At 42.4% G+C, this 22,976-nt stretch carries 16 protein-coding genes; 5 read left to right on the top strand and 11 right to left on the bottom strand.

The window, feature by feature from the left end:
• Positions 1–34 precede the first annotated feature (34 nt).
• From EXT43_RS14505 to EXT43_RS14495, 3 genes are all read left to right on the top strand, one after another.
• Complete coding sequence (locus EXT43_RS14505) at positions 35–2,788, top strand: prolyl oligopeptidase family serine peptidase (protein ID WP_130167297.1); 2,754 nt, start codon at positions 35–37, stop codon at positions 2,786–2,788.
• Between the two features lie 189 nt (positions 2,789–2,977).
• Positions 2,978–5,191: a catalase/peroxidase HPI gene (gene katG / locus EXT43_RS14500; protein WP_130167296.1), complete on the top strand. Its 2,214-nt coding sequence runs from the start codon at positions 2,978–2,980 to the stop codon at positions 5,189–5,191.
• Between the two features lie 185 nt (positions 5,192–5,376).
• A complete protein-coding gene (locus EXT43_RS14495) occupies positions 5,377–7,023 on the top strand; it encodes a diguanylate cyclase (RefSeq protein ID WP_240701506.1) in 1,647 nt (548 codons plus the stop codon).
• A gap of 44 nt (positions 7,024–7,067) precedes the next feature.
• Here the strand turns inward: EXT43_RS14495 and EXT43_RS14490 are convergent, their stop codons facing one another.
• The 6 genes from EXT43_RS14490 to EXT43_RS14465 form a co-directional block, all read right to left on the bottom strand.
• Positions 7,068–8,333, bottom strand: coding sequence for a diguanylate cyclase (locus tag EXT43_RS14490; protein WP_130167294.1), 1,266 nt, complete (start codon positions 8,331–8,333; stop codon positions 7,068–7,070).
• A 329-nt stretch (positions 8,334–8,662) separates the two neighbouring features.
• A complete protein-coding gene (locus tag EXT43_RS14485; protein ID WP_130167293.1) occupies positions 8,663–8,872 on the bottom strand; it encodes a hypothetical protein in 210 nt (69 codons plus the stop codon).
• 305 nt (positions 8,873–9,177) lie between these two features.
• Positions 9,178–9,531 carry a hypothetical protein gene (locus EXT43_RS14480; protein WP_130167292.1) on the bottom strand — a complete coding sequence of 118 codons (354 nt, stop codon included), beginning with the start codon at positions 9,529–9,531 and terminating at the stop codon, positions 9,178–9,180.
• 106 nt (positions 9,532–9,637) lie between these two features.
• A complete protein-coding gene (locus tag EXT43_RS14475) occupies positions 9,638–9,985 on the bottom strand; it encodes a hypothetical protein (protein WP_130167291.1) in 348 nt (115 codons plus the stop codon).
• 227 nt (positions 9,986–10,212) lie between these two features.
• Complete coding sequence (locus EXT43_RS14470) at positions 10,213–10,494, bottom strand: Imm27 family immunity protein (protein ID WP_130167290.1); 282 nt, start codon at positions 10,492–10,494, stop codon at positions 10,213–10,215.
• Positions 10,495–10,690: 196 nt separating this feature from the next.
• Positions 10,691–11,875 carry an NAD(P)/FAD-dependent oxidoreductase gene (locus EXT43_RS14465; protein WP_054563381.1) on the bottom strand — a complete coding sequence of 395 codons (1,185 nt, stop codon included), beginning with the start codon at positions 11,873–11,875 and terminating at the stop codon, positions 10,691–10,693.
• Between the two features lie 323 nt (positions 11,876–12,198).
• On the opposite strand from EXT43_RS14465, the gene EXT43_RS14460 reads away from it, so the two are divergent.
• Entirely contained in the window at positions 12,199–14,334 is a 2,136-nt protein-coding gene (locus tag EXT43_RS14460; protein WP_130167289.1) for a S8 family peptidase, read from the top strand.
• Positions 14,335–14,422: 88 nt separating this feature from the next.
• Here the strand turns inward: EXT43_RS14460 and EXT43_RS14455 are convergent, their stop codons facing one another.
• The 5 genes from EXT43_RS14455 to prlC form a co-directional block, all read right to left on the bottom strand.
• Positions 14,423–14,896: a peroxiredoxin gene (locus EXT43_RS14455; RefSeq protein WP_063529354.1), complete on the bottom strand. Its 474-nt coding sequence runs from the start codon at positions 14,894–14,896 to the stop codon at positions 14,423–14,425.
• Between the two features lie 105 nt (positions 14,897–15,001).
• A complete protein-coding gene (locus EXT43_RS14450; protein WP_130167288.1) occupies positions 15,002–16,927 on the bottom strand; it encodes a methyl-accepting chemotaxis protein in 1,926 nt (641 codons plus the stop codon).
• Positions 16,928–17,076: 149 nt separating this feature from the next.
• Positions 17,077–17,832 carry a class I SAM-dependent methyltransferase gene (locus EXT43_RS14445; RefSeq protein ID WP_130167287.1) on the bottom strand — a complete coding sequence of 252 codons (756 nt, stop codon included), beginning with the start codon at positions 17,830–17,832 and terminating at the stop codon, positions 17,077–17,079.
• A 43-nt stretch (positions 17,833–17,875) separates the two neighbouring features.
• The gene (locus EXT43_RS14440) at positions 17,876–19,054 is read right to left on the bottom strand and encodes a response regulator (protein ID WP_062565980.1); all 1,179 of its coding nucleotides are present in this window, start codon (positions 19,052–19,054) and stop codon (positions 17,876–17,878) included.
• 109 nt (positions 19,055–19,163) lie between these two features.
• Positions 19,164–21,215: an oligopeptidase A gene (prlC, locus tag EXT43_RS14435; RefSeq protein WP_130167286.1), complete on the bottom strand. Its 2,052-nt coding sequence runs from the start codon at positions 21,213–21,215 to the stop codon at positions 19,164–19,166.
• A 151-nt stretch (positions 21,216–21,366) separates the two neighbouring features.
• Here prlC and gorA point away from each other — a divergent pair, with 151 nt between their 5' ends.
• Positions 21,367–22,728 carry a glutathione-disulfide reductase gene (gene gorA, locus EXT43_RS14430; RefSeq protein ID WP_130167285.1) on the top strand — a complete coding sequence of 454 codons (1,362 nt, stop codon included), beginning with the start codon at positions 21,367–21,369 and terminating at the stop codon, positions 22,726–22,728.
• The last annotated feature ends 248 nt before the right edge of the window (positions 22,729–22,976 follow it).

Genomic DNA, 22,976 nt, shown 5'->3' with positions numbered 1-22,976 from the left:
GGGTGCATCAATTTAAAAACAACGAGAAAGATGAATGAAAGCGCAATTATCACTTTTGAGCTTAGCCTTGGTGACAAGCCTTGGTAGTGCACAGGTTGGTGCGAAAGAAGCTCTGCAATTTAAAGACGTGTTTGATTTTAAATACGCAAAAGGCACCCAACTTTCTGAAGATGGCCAAATTCTTAGCTTTAGTGCCGACCCTTATCGCGGTAATGCACAAGGTCAGGTTTATACATTAAACAACAACACCCTGCTAACTAGCGTTGAGCGTGGTACTCGCCCAACTATTAATAAAGCAGCAAACTGGGTCGCTTTTACTCAGGTACCTACCCTACTTGAAAAAGAAACTACCAAGAAAAAAGACCAGCTAAAAAACAACCTTGTTTTAGTGAATACTAAAAATGGTGAGCAACAAACCTTTAACGATGTAAAAGACTATGCGTTATCAGATGATGGTGTATGGCTTGCTTACCGACTCGATAAGAAAGCTGATAAAAAAGACAGCGAAGAAAAAGACGAAAACAGCAGCGAAATCAAGCCAGACAAAAAAGACAAAAGCTTTGATTTAGTGCTTGTTAACCTACAAGACAAAACCACTCACACTGTAAATAATGTATTTAGCTATGCGATGAGCAGCACTGGCGAGCAATTACTAGCAAGCCAAAGCTACAGTGATGGGGCCGACAACCAAGTAGTGTTAGTTGACCTTAATAATGGCTTTGCAACGAGTGTACTGATTGATGAGCCAGGTGTGGTTGCAAATAAAATTGCATGGCAACCAAACAGTAATACCGCAGCGCTGTTAGTTGGTAATTACGTTAATGATGATACACGCCGTCGCGACCACAGCTTACAGCTTTTACAAAACGGCACACTTTCAACCATTAACTCTACAGATAGCAGCTGGACTATCGGCAAAACAGCATCGCTAAAATGGTCTGAAAATGGTGCTCGTTTGTACTTTGAAAACCACCCTAAACTCGCTGCAAAAGTTGCCCTAAAAGAATACAAAGATGAAGCCTCTTTATATGATTTCGATACCATTCGCGACCAAAAGGGCCTAAACGTTTGGCACAATAAAGACGCTGAAATTAAGCCACGCGAAGAGCAGCAATGGAACAAAGCGAATAAGCTTCGTCATTACCAAGCGGTATATCATGTAAATGGTCAGCAAGTTGTGCAGTTAAGCACGCCTAACATGCCTGAGGTTTCGCTAAATACTCATCGCGAAGCGCTATTAGGTTATTCAGACCGACCGTACCTAGAACGTGTTATGTATGGCGGTTTTTACGCAGATTACTTCAGTGTTGATGTTAAAACCGGTAAACAAACCGCTATTGTCAGCGACTATCCGTTTAGACCAAGCCTTGCGCCTAATGGTCAATTTGCAGCATTTTTCCAAGACAGCCAAGTTCAGCTAAAAGATTTAGGTAACAACAAGGTTTCAACCTTATCTAAAGCAATTAATGCTATTTTTGCCGATGATAAGCATGACTACCCATCACCTCAACCGGGTTATGGTTTTGCAGGCTGGTTAAACGACAGCAGCCAAGTACTGGTTTACAGTAAATTTGATATTTGGGCTTTTGATGTCACAACACAAAAAGCAACGCGCCTAACTCAAGGTAAAGAAACCAATACCCAATATCGTGTTATTAAACTTGATAAAGACCAAGTGGGCTTTGCCAAAGACGAAACATTATTGCTAAGTGCAAAGAACCTGCAAGATAAGCAAACTGAAATTGCCAAACTTGACTTAACAAGCAATAAAGTAAGCAAAGTACTTTCGGGTAAAAAGCGCTTTGATGTAGTGAAAAAGGCGAAAAATGCCGACAAATACCTATTTACTGCACAAACATATCAGCAATTCCCTGATTACTACCAAACTGACTTTAGCTTTAAAAAGCCACAACGTGTTACCAACCTAAACCCACAAATTAGCAACTTTGCATGGGGTGAAAAACCTGAGCTTATTAGCTACAAAGGGTTTGATGGGGAAGATTTACAAGGCGTATTAATTAAGCCTGCGGGCTACAAAAAAGGCGATAAGGTTCCGGTGGTTGTGTACTTCTACCGTTATATGAGCCAACGCATGTATGACTTCCCAAAAATGGAGTTAAATCATCGCCCTAACTTCCCGATGTTTACCTCAAATGGTTATGCGATTTTCTTACCTGATATCCGTTTTGAAATTGGTCACCCAGGTAAATCGTCAACTCAAACGATGATCAACGCCACTCAAAAGTTAATTGATTTAGGCATTGCTGATCCAGATAAAATTGGTTTACAAGGTCACTCATGGGCAGGCTACCAAAGCGCCTTTATGATCACTCAAACAGATATGTTTAAGGCAGTTGTATCGGGTGCGCCAGTATCTAACATGACCAGTGCTTATAGTGGTATTCGCTTAAAATCAGGCCTTGCGCGTCAGTTCCAATACGAAACAGGTCAAAGTCGCATTGGTAAAACGTTATTCGAAGCCCCAGAGCTATACATCGAAAACTCACCAGTGTTCTTCGCAGATAAGGTGAATACCCCAATTCTGATTATGTTTGGTGACAAAGATGATGCTGTGCCATGGCACGAGGGTGTTCAATATTACCTCGCGCTTCGTCGTGCAGGTAAAGATGCCACCTTCTTACAATACGAAGGTGAACCACATCACCTGAAGAAATTCCCTAACCAAGTGGATTTCTCAGTACGCATGATGGAATATTTTGATCACTACTTAAAAGGCAAACCAGCCGCTGAGTGGATCAAAAATGGTGTACCCTTTATTGAAGAATAAGCAATAAGCTAAATTAAAGCTTACTGCAAACCTCCCCCAGAGCCAGCATTTTTGCTGGCTTTGTTCTATAAAATCAATCACACCATCTATTTTTTCGATTTTATCAATCGATTTAAACCCCAGTTTGTAAGTGGAAAGTTAACCAGAACAAATCTATATTTCACCCAACTTCTAACTGGAGACAACACAATGTTTAAGAAATCAACGTCAGCTTTGTCTAAAGTAGCTGTTGCGGTATCACTATTGGTGGCAACAGGCGTACAAGCTACAAACAACATCAAATCAAACCAATTCTGGTGGCCAGAGCAATTAGATCTTAGCCAACTTCGTGCCCATGGCGCAGAGTCTGATCCTATGGGTCCTTACTTTGATTACAAAAAAGAATTTTTAAAGTTAGACCTAAACGCTGTGAAAGCTGATATTGAGAAAGTATTGACTGATTCTCAAGATTGGTGGCCTGCTGACTACGGTCACTATGGTCCGTTCTTCATCCGTATGGCGTGGCACGCATCAGGTACTTACCGTACTTTTGATGGTCGTGGTGGCGCAGGCGGTGGTCAACAACGTTTCGACCCATTAAACAGCTGGCCTGATAACGCGAACCTTGATAAGGCGCGTCGTTTACTTTGGCCTATTAAACAAAAATACGGTCGCAGCATTTCTTGGGCTGACTTAATGGCGTTAACAGGCAATGTTGCGCTTGAATCAATGGGCTTCAAAACCTTCGGTTATGCCGGTGGTCGTGAAGACGATTGGGAACCAGATTACGTATACTGGGGCCCTGAAGGCAAAATGTTAACTGACGAACGTCGTGACAAAAAAGGTAAACTTAAAGGCCCATTAGCGGCAGTTGAGATGGGCTTAATCTATGTAAACCCAGAGGGCCCTCACGGTAACCCTGATCCACTTCTAGCTGCAGAAGACATTCGTTTATCATTCGGCCGCATGGCAATGAACGATGAAGAAATCGTTGCGCTAATCGCCGGTGGTCACAGCTTTGGTAAAGCACACGGTGCGAAAAAAGCGACGTGTTTAGACAAAGAGCCAGCAGCAGCAGGTATCGAAGAGCAAGGTTTAGGTTGGAAAAACAAATGTGGTAAAGGTCACTCTGAAGATACCATCACTTCAGGTCTTGAAGGTGCATGGACAGTGACACCTACACGTTGGTCAATCAACTACCTACAAAACTTATTCAGCTTTGAGTGGGTTAAAACTAAGAGCCCTGCAGGTGCGACTCAGTGGATCCCTGAAAATGGTCAAGCGTCTAACCTAGTGCCAGATGCGCACATTAAAGGTAAGCGTCATGCGCCTATCATGTTCACAACTGATATCGCGTTAAAAGCAGATCCTGAGTTCCGTAAGATTTCAGAGCGTTTCTTAAACGACCCGAAAGAGTTCGAACTGGCATTTGCTAAAGCATGGTTCAAACTAAACCACCGCGATATGGGTCCACGTGCTCGTTACCTAGGTGACTTAGTGCCAGAAGAAGTATTAATTTGGCAAGACTATATCCCTGCGGTTGACCACAAACTAGTTGATAGCAAAGATATCGCGTCACTTAAAGCTAGCATCTTAGATTCAGGTTTATCTGTATCTGAACTAGTCCGTGTTGCTTGGGCTTCAGCAGCAAGCTACCGCGACACAGATATGCGTGGTGGTGCAAACGGTGCACGTATTCGCTTTGCTCCGCAAAAAGATTGGCCGGTAAACAACCCGAAAGAAGTAGCTAAAGTACTTAGCAAACTTGAGAAAATCCAAACTAAGTTCAACAAAAAAGCATCTGGCGGTAAAGAAATTTCACTAGCAGATATGATTGTTCTTGGTGGTGCGGCTGCAATCGAAAAAGCAGCAAGCGACGCGGGTTTCTCTATCGCAGTACCGTTCAAGCCTGGTCGTATGGACGCGTCATTAGAAATGACTGACGTTGAATCATTCGAAGTACTTGAGCCAACAGCAGATGCGTTCCGTAACTACTACAGCTCAGCATGGAAATCACCGGCTGAAATGTTAGTTGAACGTGCTGATTTATTAAGCTTATCAGTACCAGAAATGACTGCACTACTAGGTGGTATGCGTGCCCTTAACGCGAATACTGACCAAACTAAACACGGTGTATTCACGAAAAAACCTGGCACATTAAGCAACGACTTCTTCGTTAACCTATTAGATATGTCAACGAAGTGGTCTAAGTCTTCTGAAGAAGGTGTTTACGAAGGCCGTGACCGTAAGTCAGGCAAACTTAAGTGGACAGCAACACCAGTAGATTTAATCTTCGGTTCAAACTCAGAGCTACGTTCAATTGCTGAAGTGTATGCCTCTGACGATGCTAAACAAAAGTTCGTTGATGACTTCGTAGCAGCATGGACTAAAGTAATGACGCTAGATCGTTTCGACCTACGTTAATTCTTATTTTCGCAACCGACAAAGCCGCTAAATTAGCGGCTTTTTTATTTTCGTTGATAATTTACTCGACAAGGCAGCGGTTTACGTTAAAAATAAAACTTTATCATTATATTTATTGGACACAGGCATTAGGGATGATTGCGCGCTTTTTACTGCTTTTTGTTTTCTACTCATTATGCCTAAGCATGACTAGCCAAAGCCGTGCCGATAACTCCCCGATTGTTAATATCGATCAACGTAGCGTTGACCTCACTCAATTTGCTATGAGCTATTTTATTGATAGCACAGGCACTATGCCTCTTTCACAAGTTCAGCAGCAAAATTTTATCAACAGTTCAAACGAGCTTACTTTAGGCACCAACGCTAAAACGACGTGGTCAAAAATAGTTATAAAAAATAGCTACAGCGATACCCTACGCTTATTTGTGCATAACCCAGATGCCTATCATTTAGAAGAAGTCAGCTTTTACGAAACACAATCAGGACAACTGATAAACCAATCGGTTATTCAACTTGATAAAACAGGGCCTAAAGCCAACATGTTTGGTGGCAGTGCCGTGTTTTCGTTTTATATTGCCCCCAACCAACAAAAAACAATTTACGTAAAAAGCGTCACCTTTTCTCATCAGTGGTTTGCACTAACGATTTATGATGAAGAGCATTCAAAGCGAGCCCTTGTCGGGAACGGTAATTACATTGCGCTACTTGTCGGGATGATGTTAGCGCTGATGATTTATAACTTCTTCTTGTATTTATCGGCCCGTAAAATCGAGAACATTGTTTACGCCCTGTATCTTATCTCTGGCACGGTTTGGGTGGCGCTATCTTATGGTGTTGCTGCTAACTTCTTTGGTATTTTTAGTGCTGAGCTATTACAGCTCAATTCTAACTTACTGAGCATGCCAAGCTTTTTAGTAATTTTTGTAATGCTCATTTTCGAAACAAAGAAGCACTACCCTAAAGAGCATATCGCGCTGTCGATTATTTTGTTCTTACTGGTTGCTGACTTTATCTATAGCTTGTTCGATATTGTGGGGGCATTAAAACCTGCTAGCAGCTTGGCTGCTTTAATGATGACAGTGACATTTGGGGTATCTATTTCACTGTGGCGCAAAGGTAACACACTGGCAAAATACTTTTTGCTCGGCCACTCTATGTTCGTTATTTTCAATATGCTGGCAGTGCTTTATTACAAGGGGATCAGCGACGCAAACGTGATAAATAGCCACGGTGTAGGCATAGGTATTTTGCTCGAGGCGTTAATGATGGCGTTTATTCTTTCTTATCGAATTAAGAGCCTCGAAAAAATTAAAGCACAGCAAACTGAGCTCAATCGCTTGGTCGATACAGATCCTATGACAGGCCTGTATAACCGCCGTTACTTTGACAGAAAAAGTGAGGAATTGATTGCCGCTATGGCAAGTAATCAGCAAGAGTTAACCCTCCTAATTGCTGATCTCGACCACTTCAAAAACATCAACGACACATATGGTCACGATGTTGGCGATAAAGTCATTATCGCTTTTGCCAACATACTCACCTCAGAGCAAGGCCTTGCTGATATTGCCTGCCGTTACGGCGGCGAAGAGTTTGTGTTACTACTCAATTGTAACCTACTTGATGCCAAGCAAATTGCAGAGCGAATTCGCCAAAAAGCCCAAGAAACCTACATCACCATTGATGAAGTACAAACCGTGCAATTTACCGTGAGTATTGGTGTACATAGCGTAGCTCATGCTTCAACAACCGTGAAAGAAACCCTCACCATTGCCGACAAAGCATTGTATAAAGCGAAAAGTAACGGCCGTAATTGTGTTGAAGTGGCTGCTTGAGGGGAAAGTTTCAAGTTTCAGAGCAACTTAAGACGTTAAAACCATTAGCTGAAATGAATGATGGTTGTTCCGGGTTGCTTTTTAGCTTGGTACATAGCCGCATCCGCTTCTTCAATTAGCTGGTTTGCTGCATACACACCATCGCCGAGAAAATGTGCTGTCACACCGATACTTGCTGTGACTTCAATTGACTTACCTTTACAACTGAAAGGGGCTGAAAATTGATCCGCAATTTTATGTGCCAAGCGATTCAGAATCGTCGTGTTAGTTACGCCTGAAATAGTCACTAAAAACTCATCTCCCCCCATTCTTATCACATAATCGGTACTTCTGACGGCAGCTTTAAGTTGCTTTGCAACCCATACCAAAACTTCATCGCCTAGTGTATGACCATGCTGATCGTTGATTTGTTTAAAATCATCTAAGTCGATATAAATAAAGCCCATTCCTTCAGCCACATCACCATTTTCACTAAATACATCATTTAATAATTGCTCTAGATAACGACGGTTCGGTAATTGAGTAAGCGGGTCAAGATTCGCAAGCTCAATCAAAGCCTGCTCTTTATTTTTTCGAGCTGAAATGTCACGCACAATCGCAAGAAGATAGCTTTTCCCTTGATGGTCGATATGACACACACTCACTTCTGTAGGAAAAACCTGACCATCTTTTTGTTTTAAGCACGACTCAAAAATAGTGGTTTCTTGAGCTTTTATACGCGCCACCCTTTCTTGCCATTTAGCCTTGGTATCGTAGTCAGGGTTAATGTCTGGAATGGTTAGTTTTAAAAGCTCCTCCTTTTCATAACCTAAGCACCTATAAGCAAATTGATTACAATTAAGGATTTGACCAAACTGAGGGTTTGCAACAAAGATGGCATCATTCGATTTATCAACCAAATGGGTCAGCAAAATATCCGCGGCCGCCTCTTTATTGACTGTTGTTAAGTCAATAATTTGCGAAATATAACGCACAACATTACCGTCATTATCCATCTCGGCAACAATATTTAGCTGACAATAAATTGCATGACCCAACTTATGCATGTAACGCTTTTCGATTTGTAATGGCTGCTCAGGAAACTGATTAAGCTTGGCACGAATAGCTTTATTTAACTCTCTGTCATCAGCATGAGTTATAACAACATCATCTGCGTACACCTCATCGCCTTCGTAACCTAAGAGTTGTTTTAGTGCCGGGTTTGCATATTCGAGTTTGCCGCTAGGTGAGGAAACAATGACAGGGATAGGTGTAATTTCTATTAACCGATAAATAGGATTAACAAACATCTGTACGTCATTAAGTTTCATGGGCAACCCGAGTCCAATACATTATTACTACTCAGTAAAATGAAAGAATAGACTATAAATCAGCTATCAGCTATCAGCTATCAGCTATCAGCTATCAGCTATCAGCTATCAGCTATCAGCTATCAGCTATCAGCTATCAAAATTATGTAGGGCGTCATTTGTGGTGGCAAGTATTGATTCTTGGTTTTAGGTGCTAGGTGCTAGGTGCTAGGTGCTAGGCGCAAATAAAAGACATCGTGTTTCTTCTTTGAGTCACTGTTTTTGAAAACAACCCCAGATTCCACTAAGAATATATTTGGATTCAAACTAAGGTAGAATCCTCTTAATTTTTAATCATCAATAAGGTCGTAAGATAATTCTGCTTTCTTAATCTCGAGTTCCAACTCTTTTGTGTATGGCATCCTTACAATATTTCCCACAAGAATTTCATTCACAGTGGTCTTTGCCTCTGCAATCGTCATTTTCAACTCTCGACGCAATACCTTATTAAAAGATATTTTTCTAAAACCCGTGGACCACTTCGTAATTTCAATAATCATTTTCTTCCAGCTTTATACTTACTGATCTAGGTTATTTACATACACATGGGCTTTTGCTTTTTGCCACTACCTCGCACATGGCGTCAGAAAATGATTTAGCTTATCCCCAATGGTTTTGCTTAACTACTTATCACCAATCATATGCATGAAAAATAAATGGGTAACATTATAGTTGTCTAGTTTAGTTACTAGGTGCTAGGTGCTAGGCTTTAGGTGCAAATATAAGATATCGAGTTACTTCTTTGAGCCATGTTTATTAAGAACAAAGCCCGAGAGTGCGAAGCTCTGAATTAAAAAGATATTATCTATTTGTCGTTTGCTACTTTTTCATCAAACCAAACATGTTCTTGCCCTCCACCCAGCATGAATCGATAACCAGGTGGCAAAGCCATATAAATAGCTACTTCAGGTCTATATTTTACAATATGAGTAAAGTGAACCGTTTTTAAACTCGAAATATCTCCATTATATTCGTCAGTGGTTAACCACCAACCGCTCATATGGTCCGGTGAAGGGTAACGAACTCCTTCTAAAGGCAGCCCCTCATATACACCGTCAGATATTACTACCATTTGCTCCTCGTCAACTGGTGTATATTGTGCACTATAGTGTTCACAACACTTCTGTTGAACTTCTAGCAGATGAGTTATTCCTTTCATCTTAAATTGGATACCACACAATTAATTAATCTATCGAGAATATCATCAAAGTTGAAAACAACAAAAAACCCCCGCGAGTGTGAAGCTTAGAATTCAAACTATGTCGTCAAATATTTAATAAAGACTCATCAAACCAAACATCAACATAATCTCCTGCGATTAAAAACCTATAACCCGGAGGTAGCGCAAGATACTTTTTGATATCAGGACACCTCTCACTTAAATGAGCAACATGAAGAGGAACGAAAAAATCAGGTTCTTCAGAAAACTCTTCTCCACCCCAAATGTACCAACCTGTTGTATCTCCTTCAGGGGAATGTCTTAGTCCATTAATAGGAATAACCCCTTGCTTGACGTTACGAGAAATCCCAACTTTCATATCTTCGGGAGATGATACAAAGTCAGCATTAAATTCACTACAGACCAATCTTTGAATGTTTGTAATTTCAGTCATTAAAAATCATGCACCTTTTTCTTCGCTTTAAACACATGGGGTTAGGTCTTGCTTTTGTCACTACCTCACCCATGCCAGCAAGCGGTTCTTTTCATTGAGCAGCTTAGCCAGTTTTGAAAACAAAATCCAAGCAAGCTACTCCAGAAAAAACAAAGCCCCGCTAGTGCAAACCTTAGGTCTGCGAGTGCGAGGCTTTGTTCGACAGCGTTAGCTGTTCATTAATTCTCTTACTTGAATTTGTATTTGTTTTTCGCATTATCCAGCGTTAAGTGAATCAAACTCGGTGCACCTGCGCCATGAAAGCTTGAGTCGTCGTAGACTAGCTCCCAAAGACGCCCATCATTAGGATCTCGCAGTAAAGTTGACCACCCATCATCGGAATATGCAACGACTAACATTACGTTATTTTTTAAATAATCAATTCGCTGTGCCATTTTATCCGCCACAACTTTACCGTTTAAAAAAACATGCTTACCGATTAATTTGTTTTCATCTTTCCTTAGATTCATGTCTTATCAACCTAAATGCTGTTCTTCTGGTACTTTTCAGTTTCGGATTACAAATCCCTCCAGCGCGCTAAAGCACGACCTACAAGCAAGTGCTAACCTAGCTCCTAGAGCCTAGCGCCTGTGACCTGACCACTAACCACTAACCACTAACCACTAACACCTTTCCCCTTGCAACTCGCAACTAGTAACTAGTAACTCAACAATACTGCCCTGCTGCAAAGCCGCAGCTCCAGGCATATTGGAAGTTATAGCCGCCTAGCCAACCGGTGACGTCGGTGACTTCGCCGATAAAATAAAGGCCCGGTGACTTTTTCGCTTCGAAGGTTTTTGAGCTTAACTCGTCGGTGTCTACACCGCCAAGCGTTACTTCGGCTGTTCTGTAACCTTCGGTGCCGTTGGGTTTAATTTGCCAATTGTGAATGTAGTCATGTAATGCGTCGATTTGTGCATGGCTTAGTTGGTTTACATTGCAATCAGGGATCGCTTTCGTGTCATGCAGCATTTCAACAAAGCGTTTTGGTAAAATTGTCGCAAGGGTATTTTTTAGTGACTTCTGCCCTTGGCTTTGACGCCACTGCTCAAGCTGCTGTTTTAAATCGAGCTCGGGTAACAAGTTGATGTACACAGTTTGCCCTGCACGCCAAAAAGAGCTGATTTGCAGAATCGCTGGGCCCGACAGGCCACGGTGAGTAAACAAGATGTTTTCTTTAAACTGGGTGCCATCTTCACTGGTAACCAGACAAGGAATGCTGATCCCCGATAATCCATCAAAGCGATCTTTATCATGCTGGTGCAACGTAAATGGCACTAATGCCGCCATGGTTGGCAGCACAGTTAAACCAAATTGCTCAGCAATTTTATAACCAATTGGCGATGCCCCAAGCTTAGGCATGGTTAATCCACCCGATGCGACAACTAACGACTCACATTGATAGCTGTCTTGTTCGGTAATAACTTCATAACCCGCATCGGTTTTAGTCACGCTGAGTACTTCGTTACGCAGAGCAATGTTAACCCCCGCCCACTCGCACTCAGTTAGAAGAATATCAACGATATCTTGAGCGCTGTTATCACAAAATAACTGACCCAGTGTTTTATGGTGATAAGCCAAGCCGTGACGGTCCACCAGCTCAATAAAGTCATGCTGGGTGTATCGGCTTAAACACGATTTTACAAAGTGAGGATTACCACACAAGTAGTTGTCTGGGCTTGCATTTTCATTGGTGAAGTTACAACGTCCGCCGCCGCTAATTAATATTTTACGGCCCGGCTTTTTGCCCATATCAAGCACAGTAACATTGCGACCACGGTAGCCAGCTTGTGCAGCACACATCAAACCTGCGGCACCGGCGCCAATCACAATTACATCTACTTGGGTCATTACTCATACTCACTAAAAAAATTTAGCTGATTATAACAAGTTATTGTCGCTGCTGTGTTAACACTGAGGTGTTTTTACAAAAAAGATAAAACCAAAAAACGAAATAAAGTAAAAACTCAAAACAACAAAATTATAACTTTATTATGAGAAAACTACTAAAAAGCACCATAAAAAGACTATTTTAGACGTCTATACATTTAGTTATAACCAAAATAGAGACAACCATAATAAAACGATATTTTAACTAAATTTACATTTATTTTACCTTTGTCCCCCTTCGCGAAAAATATCGTGGAGATTTACATAACAATCTAGGGATCATTATGACAACTAACAACAACTTGAAGAAGTGCGCAATTGCACTGAGCTTGACTGCGTTGTTTGGGACGACGGCAGCAATGGCTACTCCAAACCAACTAATGTCACCATCTATGCAGGAAACTGCGGCGAAATTACAAGGTCAAGAAGGCTTTGGTACACAATTCATCATCAAGTATAAAAACAACAGTGATGAAATGATGACAATGTCGGCAGCAGAACAAACGCCGAGTATGATGAACAAAAAAGCAAAAGGCTTTGTTAAAAACTTCACCAGTAAAAAAGGTAAAGTAAAAGCACAATATGTTCGTGCAATGGCGATGAGTAATCACCACGTAATGCGTGCTGATAAAAAACTTTCTGCTCAAGAAGCACAAGAATTCATGCAAGAGATGGTTGCATCAGGTAACGTTGAATACATCGAAATCGACCAAATGTTAAAGCCATTTGCAACGCCTAACGACCCACGTTACGACGACCAATGGCACTACTACGAGCAAGCGGGTGGTCTTAACCTTCCTACTGCGTGGGATACAGCAACGGGTAGCGGTGTGGTTGTTGCGGTACTTGATACAGGTTACCGCCCACATATTGATTTAAATGCCAACATCCTTCCTGGCTATGACATGATCTCTAACGTGTCTGTAGCTAACGATGGGGGTGGTCGTGATAGCGATGCACGCGATCCGGGTGATGCAATCAGCGCTAACGAATGTGGTTACACACATGGTGCGCAAAGCTCAAGCTGGCACGGTACGCACGTTGCGGGTACTGTTGCGGCAGTAACTAACAACGGTGAAGGTGTTGCCGGTGTTGCATACGATGCGAAAGTAGTTCCTGTACGTGTACTTGGTAAATGTGGTGGTTTAACTTCTGATATCGCTGACGGTATTATCTGGGCTTCAGGTGGTTCGGTTTCTGGCGTACCAGCAAACGCTAACCCTGCTGATGTTATCAACATGAGTTTAGGTGGTAGCGGTTCATGTAGCTCTACAACACAAAGCGCTATCAACCAAGCACGAAACAACGGCACTGTGATCGTAATCGCTGCGGGTAACGATAACGATAACTCTGCAAACTACAACCCAGGTAACTGTAATGGTGTTGTAAACGTTGCATCTGTTGGTCGTAACGGTGGTCGTGCTTATTACTCAAACTACGGTAGCAACATTGATGTTGCAGCACCGGGTGGCGCACAAAGCTTTGCGAATGACTCTGAAGGTGTTTTATCAACACACAACTCAGGCTCTACAAGCCCAAGCAGCGATTCATATCACTACTCGCAAGGTACATCGATGGCAGCACCACATGTTGCGGGTGTAGCAGCGCTAATCAAGCAAGCTAAACCATCTGCAACGCCAGATGAAATCGAAAGCATCTTAAAATCAACAACTCGTTCTTTCCCTGCAACATGTACAAGCTGTGGTACAGGTATTGTTGATGCAGCAGCCGCTGTGGCAGCAGCATCAGGCACAACACCGCCACCACCAACAGGCAATGTGTTAGAAGATGGTCAAGCCCTAACAGGTTTAAGTGGATCTGCTAGCAGCCAAACTTTCTACACAATGGAAGTGCCAACAGGTGCAACTAACGTAACCTTCACAATGAGTGGCGGTACAGGTGATGCTGACCTTTACGTTCGTGCAGGTAGCGCACCAACAACGTCAACCTATGACTGTCGCCCGTATAAAGGCGGTAACAACGAAGTATGTTCTATCGATAACCCAACAGCAGGCACTTACCATGTAATGCTCAATGGTTACTCTGCATACTCAGGTGTTAGCCTTGTGGGTGATTTAACAACTTCTGGCGGTGGTTCAGGCTCAGGTTCACCACAAGCAGGTGGCGGCACTGTGACTGATATCTCTGCAAGTGCTGGTCAGTGGAAACACTACACGCTAGAAGTACCAGCAGGTATGGCAAGCTTCACTGTTACGACGTCTGGTGGTTCGGGTGATGCTGACTTATTCGTTAAGTTTGGTAGCCAACCAACGTCATCTAGCTATGACTGTCGTCCGTACAAAAACGGTAACGCAGAAACATGTACATTCAGTAATCCACAAGCAGGTACGTGGCACTTAAGCTTAAATGCTTACCGTACTTTCTCTGGTGTAACATTGGATGCACAGTATCAACCTTAATAGTTGATCTCCCCAGTATCCCCCTGGGACTTTTCAGCCGGACTTACGTCCGGCTTTTTTGTACTTATATCAATAAAACGAATTGCTATTAAAGCTTTTCGAGCACAGCTTCAGCGCGGCTTACTACAAACTCTTTGTCTTGTTCAACAAACAGCCCTGTTACCGTTTGGTTTTCAACGATCATCGCATAACGCTTTGAACGTACGCCACCAAAGCCAGCTGTGTCTTTATCTAGACCAAGTGCTTTAGTAAAGCTTGCATCACCATCGGCTAACATACGAATATGCTCAGCGTTATGAGCTTCACCCCATGCTTTCATTACAAATGCATCGTTCACCGATACACAGTAAATTGCATCAACACCTTTCGCGGTAATTTTATCGGCTAGCGTAATAAACTCAGGTAAGTGAGCATTTGAGCAGGTTGGCGTAAATGCACCAGGCACCGCAAATAACACTACTTTTTTATCTGCAAATAATGCCTCTGTTGATAGGGTTTGCATGCCCTCGCTAGTTAATTCACTAAGGGTTGCTGCAGGTAAAGTTTGGCCTTGTTCGATCATTGTAATTCCTTGAAAGAAAATAAGAGTACAGAGTATATACCCAAAAAATTGAATACCGCATGATTTAAGGGCAAACAATGCAAACCATTGCTCGCCCTTGAAGAGTTATAAACCTAAGCTGGTTTTAATGGTGTGCATTTGCTCTTGTAGGCGGTGCTGAATATCACTAACCAGTGAGTTTGATTCACTTACCTGCCCTTTCATGCTCTGCATTGATTGGCTAAAGTTTTCGAGTAAGGCATTTTGCTGTTTAGCAAGCTCCATAGCATCAAACGCGACTTTATTAGCATCTTGCGCGTTATCGGCAACACCTTCTGAGTTACGTTTAAGCTCTTGAGCATTTTGTGTTTGTAGCTCGGCATCAGTAGCCAGTGCACTAATTTGCTCTGATACCATGGTTGAGTTTTCACTTAGGCGGTTTAGCTGATTATTGATATCATCAAGCGAGCCTTGTGTTTGTCTGGCAAGCTTTCGTACTTCGTCAGCGACAACCGCAAAGCCTCGACCATGCTCACCTGCACGTGCCGACTCAATCGCCGCATTCAATGCCAGTAGGTTTGTTTGCTCAGCAATGTTTTTGATCACCTCAATAACTTGGCCAACATCATCAACGCCTTTTAATAGCTCTTTTAAGCTATCTAGACCTTGCTCAACGCGCTCTTCAGTGCGAGAGCTTGCGGTTAACATGCTGTCGGCAAAGCCTAAGCTCTGCTCCATCGCACCAAAGGTTTCTTTGGCGTTATCAGCAACTTGACCATTAATGTTATTGACCTGCTCACCAATGTGTTGAATATCAGTAAGTAAACCTTGGTTTTGTTCAACCTGAGAGTGGCTGGCATCCGTTTGCTGAGCAATGGTATGTAAGTGCTCGCTCATCTCTAGCATAAAGTCGTTAATAACCTTAAGCATTTGTGCTCGCTCTTCTGCCTCACCACGCTGGCGTTCAATCAATTGATTAAAGTAATGAGCAATTTCACCAACCTCGGTTTTCGGATTCTTACTCTCAATGTTTTTAAGCTCATTACTTTCAATCAAGAAGGCAAAGCCATCACGCAATTGGCGCAATGGGTTAAGCACTTGGTTACGCTGTACGAAATACACACCCGCCGCTAAAACCACCAGCATGCCAATAGCGACACAAAACACGATAAACACTTGTTGCTTAAGCTGGCTTTGTTCATCTTTTAGTTTTTGCTCTGCACCGAGCACCGTTGCAGACAACGCGCCGATTTGTTCGCGCAGTGCTTGCATGCCGGTTTGTCGTTGCTCAGCTTGCTCAAGTGTTGATGCTAAATCACGAGGGAAACGTTTAGGCCAGCTTGTTAGCTCAGCTTTAATATCACCGGCTAAATCTTCTGCTTCTTCGCCAAAGAATAAAGCGTCTTCATCCACTTCACTCATTACACCTAGGTTTTCGAGTCTGTCGATTTTAGTAGCAAGGGCATTTAAGTTTTCAACACTTTGATTAAGGCTGTTTTTAGTGTCTTGATCAAAGTTGATCACTAACTTGTACGTATACAAAGCAAGTGATGTCACTTCGCTGTAGTAGTCAGCAGCAAGTTGATAATATTCAAGCGCAAGCGCTGTTTGCGGCTCGGCTTTACGTGCATAGCCAATTAACGAAGAGGCAGAGCCTGCCATTTGTCTTAACGAGTTATCGAGCAGTGCCATTTCGTTACCCGATAGCTTACCTAAAGCGCGATACTTACCGTTAATGTCTTTATCGAGGGCCGTCAGTTGGCTATTTAGTTGACCTGCTAGATCTTTAGGTAGCTCAGCTAAATGCTGCTTTTTAACATCGCTAATCAGCGTTGAGGCTTTATTTAAGTGTTGGCTGTCACCTTGCTCTAAATAATCATCAAGGTAACTTTTTAAATCAATAATGATGGTGTTTTTCAGCTTATTATAAGCGTTATCTTGCTGCTCTAAGCCGAGTAAGGTTTGACTAGCCCAGAACAGGGTGGCTGCCAGTAAGATACTGGCGAGTGTGAGTAAAACGGCCAATAGCCGAGTAAATGATGACACGCGCATAAACGATATTCCCAAGTAACGTTACGCGCGTAGAATATTAACCTTTTATGACAATTTGATGTAAACCGTAAAAAATAACAGGTAAAAGCGATAACAACTAACCCAAAAGGGTTAAATAAATACCAATTCGCTTAATATTGCGGATGGTATCAGACCATTGCAGCTTTTACGTATACATCAAAGCGGTTCTTCTTGGTTTTGATTTGCATACTCGGGGTTTTGTCATTTAGAAATGGGGCGTAATCAGGGCGCTTCACAACGACTCGCTTACTAGCAAGCGGATAAGCAAATTCTAATAGATCATCGGCATCGCTATCTCCGCCAACAAGCTCTTGGAATACTCGCATTTCTTTTTTAACGAGGGCTGATTTTTCACGATGAGGAAACATAGGATCTAAGTACACAACATCAGGTGTATCACTACACTGCGCTAGTAAAGTATGGCTTGAGCCAAACACTAGGCTCATGTTTTCTTTCATCCAAGGGCCAATTTCAGCATCGTTATAGGCGCGTTCTAGGCCGTCAAATAATAGTGCAGCTACCACTGGGTGGCGTTCATGCAAAATCACTTTACAGCCTAGTGATGCCAGTACAAAACCATCGCGGCCAAGGCCTGCAGTGGCATCAAGCACTACTGGCGTGGCACCTTTGTTTAACCCTACAGCCTTAGCTATTGCCTGCCCTTTACCACCACCAAACTTGCGTCGATGAGCTGCAGCACCCGTTACAAAATCAACATGAATAGCACCAAGCTTTGGCTCGTCCTTTTTCTTCAGGCTAAGACCTTGGTCGTCATAATGAAGCGAAAAGCCTGCATTTTGTTCAGCCCATTCGGCCAAACCAAAACGCTGTTCAATCGCATCTAAATAAGGACGCATTTCTTTAAAAGGACAATGAATTACCACGCAAAACTCCGAGCTATATTATTCGCCGCCAGTATAGCATGGCTTAAAATAGCTCGATATCCGTTTGTGAGGTCACATCTTCGGTCTCACTCGGCTCAGCCATTTTCTGTAAGCTCGCTAAAAGCTCACTACGCGATTCGATAATATGTTTTAGCTGAAACTTTATAAACGATAAGTCTTCATTCAGTGAGGTAAATATTAGCTGAGTTTGCTTTAATTGCTGCAAGTGAAATGCGACTTCGTCGCTGCCCGATAAACCACTTTGCTCAATAGACTTATTTAGCTCATCAAGTTGGGCGGCAAATTTCTCTACAGCATGTTCGCGCGAATCACTGTTTTGGTACATTTGATCAGATAACTCATTAAACGAGTTACCAATTTGCTGCGCCTGAGTCAGTGCCCGCTCATTGTTTTCCATATCTTGTACTTTGGCGTTAGTCACCTCAAGAATATGCGGAAATAGATCTTTATAACGACCATAAAGCTGGGCATCATCAAGTGGCATGTTTTTGATCAGCATCGACACTTTAGGGTAATTAATAATAGTGCGATGGCTAAAATCAACAAAGCGATTTGCATCACGGTGTTTTTCGAGCAGCTCTTGCTCAAGTGGACACACCCCGCCCTCAGCACTACAAAATATGCCTACATCTTGATACCAAAACGCCAGTACGACATCGAGCTCCATCGGATTAAAAAACTCAAACATATGCTCAGATAAGGCTTTGATATCGTGTGCATGATAGCTTTGCCCAACGTAGCGCATTATACGACCCATATCCCCTGAATCTGTCATCGCGATTTCGGCAGTGATTTGCGCTCGCTCTACATCACTTTTAAGCTTTTTAGAGTGCTGACGATATTGATATAACACGCGAATACGTGCCATCAGTTCTTCAGCATTAAATGGTTTTACAATGTAGTCAGCTGCACCCGCGTTATAACCTTTTACACGGTCTGGTAGGTCAGCTTTACCCGATAAAAACATCACAGGCGTGTCTTTTGTTTGCGGGTTAGCTTTTAATTCGTTACATACCTCAAAGCCCGTTTTACCCGGCATTTCGATATCTAGTAAGATGATATCAGGGTTGTACTTTAACGCCTGTCTTAATCCTTCGTCGCCATTTTTAGCATGGATCAGTGTGCAAAAGCCCGATAGCGATTCCTCAATCACATGATGGATATATTTATCATCATCAATGGCTAATACAAGTTTTGACATGCTTAATTCCTATAAACTCTTTTTTAAGAAGGATAGTACGAGAGCGTGATTTTGCGAAGAAATATTAATAAAAAAAGCGCCTTACGGCGCTTTAGATCAACAAACTTTATTATGCAGCAATGCCGCTGTGTCTAAGTAGTGCATCAACTTGTGGTTCGCGTCCACGGAACTTTTTAAATAGCTCCATCGGCTCTTCACTGCCCCCTTTCTCTAAAATGTTCTTTAAGAAAGCTTCGCCCGTTGCTGGGTTAAAGATGCCTTCTTCTTCAAATTTAGAAAACGCATCAGCCGAAAGTACTTCAGCCCACTTGTAAGAGTAATAACCTGCGCTGTAACCGCCCGCAAAAATGTGGCTAAAGCCATGCTGAAAGCGGTTAAATGCAGGCGCTTTAACAACGGCCGTTTTACTGCGCACATCATCAAGAGTTGCTTGAATGTTACATGGCTCACCGGCTTTGTAAGTATGGTGAATAGTAAAGTCAAACAACGAGAACTCAAGCTGACGCAGCATTTGCATACCTGATTGGAAGTTCTTCGCCGCTAGGAGTTTATCTAATAACTCTTTTGGTAACGGTTCATCTGTTTCGTAATGGCCCGAAATAAAGCTTAGCGCTTCTTCTTCGTAGCACCAGTTTTCAAGGAACTGGCTTGGTAACTCAACCGCATCCCATGCAACACCGTTAATACCTGCAACTGGCGCAGCATCAACTTGTGTCAACATATGGTGAATACCATGACCAAACTCATGGAATAACGTAGTCACTTCGTTATGCGTAAACAAAGCAGGCTTATCACCCACTGCTTTATTAAAGTTACACACTAAGTACGCAACAGGGGTTTGTAATTCGCCGTTTGCACGTACTTTACGACCCATGCAGTCATCCATCCACGCGCCGCCACGCTTACGATCGCGAGCGTATAAATCTAGATAAAAACGGCCACGTAAAGTATTGCTACTATCGTAAATTTCGAAAAAACGTACATCAGGGTGGTAAGTATCAAACTCTGTGACTTCTTTTACGCTAATGCCAAATAAACGATTTACAGTAGTGAATAAACCACTTAAAACTTTATTAGCTGGGAAATATGGGCGTAGTACTTCATCAGAAATCGCGTATTTTTCTTGCTTAAGTTTTTCGCCGTAGTAAGCATAGTCCCATGCAGCCAGTTCAGTCACACCGTGCTTATCTTTTGCGTAAGCTGTTAGCTCAGCAAGCTCTTGCTCAGCTTGTGGTTTAGACTTAGCTGCTAAATCTTCTAAGAATGAGAAAACTTGCTCTGGCGTTTCTGCCATTTTAGTCGCCAATGACATATCAGCGTAGCTGTTAAAGCCAAGTAACTCGGCAAGTTCATGACGCAGGGCAAGCTCTTCGCTCATAATAGCAGAGTTATCAAACTCACCGGCATTAGGGCCTTGATCAGAGGCACGCGTCACAAACGCAGTGTAAAACTCTTCACGTAACTCACGGTTATCAGCATAAGTCATGATTGGTAAGTAAGATGGAAAATCTAACGTGAATACCCAGCCATCTAGCTCTTTACTTTTAGCTGTATCAGCACCAAGGGCTAACGCAGACTCTGGTAAACCAGCCAGTTCGCTTTCATCTGTAATGTGCTTTTGCCAAGCGAGTGTGGCATCCATGACATTGTTACCAAACTTAGAGGCCAGCTCAGATAAACGCGCACTGATTTCGCCATAACGCTTTTGTTGCTCTGGCTTTAAAGCAATACCAGATAGCTCAAAATCACGCAGTGCATTAGTAATGGTTTTTTGCTGGGCAATCGTTAGTGTTTTAAATTCGTCACTGTTGTGAAGCGCGTTGTAAGCATCGTATAAACCTTGATGCTGACCAACAAACGTTGAATACTCAGATAACAACGGCAAACATTGCTCATAGGCTTCACGTAGCTCGTCGTTATTAACGACAGAATTCATATGTGATACCGGTGAAAATAAGCGTGATAACTTGTCATCAGCTTCTTCAAGCGGAAGCACCAAATCATTCCATGTGTATGATTTAGTTGCCAGTACCTCATCTATTTTGGTACGACACTCAGCAATCGCTGCTTTTAATGCTGGCACTACGTGTGCTGGTTTAATTTTAGAAAACGGCGGAAGCCCTTCTAAACCAATGAGTGGGTTATTTTCTGCAATTGTCATTTTCGTTCTCAAATTTTATGCGAAGATGATTTTGAAGTTGGGGCGAATTGATGAAATACAAGGGGCTTAACCTTGGTCTTTATTATGCTATTATCAACTTATTACTAAATCGATTAATTAATAAAGAATTATCTATTTTTGAGGACAAACTATGGCTCAGCATTTTGATTACATTGCAATTGGTGGTGGTAGTGGCGGTATTGCCTCTGCAAACCGTGCAGCAATGCGTGGCGCAAAAGTCGCTCTTATTGAAGCAAAACACATGGGTGGCACCTGTGTAAACGTGGGTTGTGTTCCAAAGAAAGTTATGTGGCACGGCGCACAAATTGCTGAAGCAATTAACGCATATGCACCTGACTACGGCTTTGATGTTGAATTAAAAAGCTTTAGCTGGGCTAAATTAGTTGAAAGCCGCGAAGCGTATATAGGCCGTATTCACCAAGGTTACAACAAGTACTTATCTAGCAATGGTGTAACTGTAATCAATGGCTTTGCTAAGTTTGTTGATAACAAAACAGTTGAAGTTAACGGTGAGCTATACACGGCAGACCATATCCTTGTTGCTGTTGGTGGTCGCCCTACTATTCCTAACATCCCAGGCGCTGAGCTTGGTATTGATTCAAATGGCTTCTTTGAGCTAGACGCACAGCCTAAGCGTGTTGCTGTGGTTGGTGCTGGTTACATTGCCGTTGAAATCGCAGGTGTACTTCATAGCCTTGGTACAGAAACACATCTGTTTGTTCGTAAAAACAAACCACTACGTACTTTTGACCCATACATCGTTGATACGCTTGTCGATATTATGGCAAAAGAAGGCCCTACTCTCCACACTGAGTGCACACCAAAAGAAGTGGTTAAAGAAAGCGATGGTAGCTTAACAATTCACTTTGAAAATGGTCACAGCCAAAACGTTGATGAAGTTATTTGGGCAATTGGCCGTACACCTACAACTGACAAGATCAACCTTGCAGCGGCAGGTGTTGAAGTAACTGAAGGTGGTTACGTTAAAGTAGACGAATTCCAAAACACCACAGCTGAAAACGTATACGCAGTTGGCGATATCATCGAAAACGGTATTGAACTTACGCCAGTAGCCGTTAAAGCAGGTCGCATTTTATCTGAGCGTTTATTCAATAAAGAATTACCTGATGATTTAAAAATGGATTACGAGCTAGTACCTACAGTGGTATTCAGCCACCCACCAATCGGCACAATTGGTTTAACAGAGCAGCAAGCGATTGATCAATATGGCAGCGATAACGTTAAAGTATATAAATCAAGCTTTGCAGCAATGTACACAGCAGTTACTCAGCACCGTCAAGCATGTAACATGATGCTAGTGTGTGCTGGCGAAGACGAAAAAGTTGTTGGCTTACACGGCATTGGCTTTACCGTTGATGAAATGATCCAAGGCTTTGCTGTTGCAATGAAGATGGGCGCAACCAAAGCAGACTTTGATGCTGTTGTGGCTATTCACCCGACTGGCTCAGAAGAGTTTGTAACGATGAGATAAACTAGCTTTGCGAGTTGCGAGTTGCGAGTTGCGAGTTGCGAGTTGCGAGTTGCGAGTTGCGAGTTGCGAGTTGCGAGTTGCGAGTCAATTTTAAAACCTTGTGGTGCTGCCACAAGGTTTTTTTATGCTTAAAGCTGGCACAAACCTTGTAGCTGTTAATTAAGTAACCAGTTATAGCAAGAATTTGCCCTTATTTACTGTGTAATTAAGCAACTTTTACGCAGTACTCAAGGCATTTTTACAAGGAG

Origin of the sequence: Pseudoalteromonas sp. CO109Y (genome assembly GCF_004208935.1) — a bacterium.
Classification (GTDB): Bacteria; Pseudomonadota; Gammaproteobacteria; order Enterobacterales; family Alteromonadaceae; genus Pseudoalteromonas; species Pseudoalteromonas shioyasakiensis.
This window is presented reverse-complemented; position numbering and strand designations above follow the sequence as displayed.